This is a genomic window from Shewanella sp. TB7-MNA-CIBAN-0143 (assembly GCF_040310065.1).
Classification (GTDB): Bacteria; Pseudomonadota; Gammaproteobacteria; order Enterobacterales; family Shewanellaceae; genus Shewanella.
Window position 1 is genome coordinate 1 of sequence record NZ_JBEOPL010000049.1, and the last position, 2147, is coordinate 2147.

The 2147-nt window shown below is 41.9% G+C and carries 1 protein-coding gene and 3 tRNA genes; 2 read left to right on the forward strand and 2 right to left on the reverse strand.

The window, feature by feature from the left end; translation table 11 throughout:
* Nucleotides 1-114: 114 nt before the first annotated feature.
* Both AAEY97_RS21035 and gltX read right to left on the reverse strand, forming a co-directional pair.
* A tRNA-Ala gene (locus AAEY97_RS21035) sits at nt 115-190 on the reverse strand.
* A 102-nt stretch (nt 191-292) separates the two neighbouring features.
* The gene (gene gltX / locus AAEY97_RS21040) at nt 293-1702 is read right to left on the reverse strand and encodes a glutamate--tRNA ligase (protein WP_101086558.1); all 1410 of its coding nucleotides are present in this window, start codon (nt 1700-1702) and stop codon (nt 293-295) included.
* A gap of 256 nt (nt 1703-1958) precedes the next feature.
* Here gltX and AAEY97_RS21045 point away from each other — a divergent pair.
* Nucleotides 1959-2034: transfer RNA gene (locus AAEY97_RS21045), tRNA-Val, on the forward strand.
* A 39-nt stretch (nt 2035-2073) separates the two neighbouring features.
* A tRNA-Val gene (locus AAEY97_RS21050) sits at nt 2074-2146 on the forward strand.
* Nucleotide 2147 lies beyond the last annotated feature (1 nt).

Here is a 2147-nt window from a genome sequence, read left to right on the forward strand (position 1 = left end):
CTCTAGACGAATGGGACACATTTGATACGTTATACTCTGCATCGAGTGAATACTCATTGGTGTCTGTAGGCTAAACATCAATGCTAATTATCTACTTAAAGACTGTTAAGTAAGTGGTGGAGCTACACGGGATCGAACCGTGGACCTCTTCACTGCCAGCGAAGCGCTCTCCCAGCTGAGCTATAACCCCTCTTACTTAATGCTTTTGGATATGCTACTAGAAAAAACTAACATCATGTCTCAACTGCGAGGCGCATTCTATGCAGCATACCCAAAAGTGTCAACTCGTTTTTTAGGAATTTATTCTATCTGCTACAAATTCAATCGCTTTGGATATTCTTTGTGCAGATCTTTCTTTTCCGATTAAGAACAAGGTTAAATCTAATGCAGGAGACTGTCCTGCGCCAGTAACCGCAACGCGTAAAGGCATACCTACTTTACCCATGCCGACATCAAGTTCTGTCGCTGTCGCTTCAATAACGTTGTGAATATTCTCTACGCTCCAATCATTTAGTTCAGATAACTTTTGATTGAACAATGTTAAAGGCTCTAGTGCCACGCCACGTAAATGCTTCTTAGCTTGGGCTTCATCAAAATCAGCAAAGTCTTCATAGAAGTAACGACTTGAAGCAGCTAATTCTTTTAATGTTTTCGCACGTTCAGATAATGCTGTAACAATTTCAGTTAACGCTGGACCATTACTAGTATCAATTTTCTGATCATCCATATGCCATTGTAAATGTGATGCGACATAAACAGGATCGAGAGACTTGATATAATGTTGGTTTAACCAAATGAGCTTATCAGTATTAAAAGCTGAAGCAGCCTTATTGATATCATCTAACTTAAACAGCGTTTTCAACTCGTCCATTGAAAATATTTCTTGATCGCCATGAGACCAACCTAAGCGAACAAGATAGTTTAATAGTGCTTCTGGTAGATACCCGTCATCACGGTATTGCATAACGCCCACAGCACCATGACGTTTAGATAGCTTAGCGCCATCGTCACCTAGAATCATCGACACATGTGCATATTCAGGGATCGGTGCGCCTAATGCTTTAAGGATGTTGATTTGGCGTGGCGTGTTATTGATATGATCTTCACCTCGTACAACACAGGTAATACCCATGTCCCAGTCATCGACTACAACACAGAAATTATAGGTTGGTACGCCATCAGTACGCTTAATGATTAAATCATCAAGCATGTCGTTAGAAATTTCGATTCGACCACGAACGTGATCATCAAATATCACACTGCCTTCAATTGGGTTTTTAAAGCGAACAACAAAAGGCTCATCAGTATCACGAGGTGAGAGGTTACGACAACAACCGTCGTATTTCTGTTGCAAACCTTGCGCCGCTTGGTCTTCACGCATGCTCTCAATGCGTTCACGCGAGCAATAGCATTTGTATGCAGTGCCTTTGTCTAGCATTTGCGCAATAATTTCATTGTAACGATCAAAACGTTTAGTTTGGTAATAAGGACCTTCATCCCAAGTCAAACCTAACCAGTTCATACCGTCAAGAATGGCATCACATGCTTCTTGAGTTGAACGTTCAATATCAGTGTCTTCAATACGAAGTACAAATTCACCGTTGTTAGCACGTGCGTGCAACCATGAATAAAGTGCTGTACGAGCACCACCTACATGAAGAAAACCAGTTGGACTTGGAGCAAAACGCGTCTTAGTAGTCATAATCGGACACTAACCTATTTATAAACGTCTAAAGAAGACAAACAAAAAAATGTGCCGCTATTCTAACAGTCAAACCCAGCAGTTGAAATGGCGGACTTTCAAACCTCGGGAGGTTTTTGGATTTTCTTTATTTTTGATCACAATCCCTTGTTCAACAAAGCATCAAAGCGAACAATTTTAGTCCGACTGACATTATTTTAAATAAAAAGCGTTGACAGGTTTTGCTTGCCCCCTATAATACGGCCCCACACAGCGAGGTCGATTAGCTCAGCTGGGAGAGCACCTCCCTTACAAGGAGGGGGTCACTGGTTCGAGCCCAGTATCGACCACCATATTTTTATTTATGGATTATAACTGTTAATTATATCCCAGGTCGCTTAGCTCAGCTGGGAGAGCACCTCCCTTACAAGGAGGGGGTCACTGGTTCGAGCCCAGTAGCGACCAC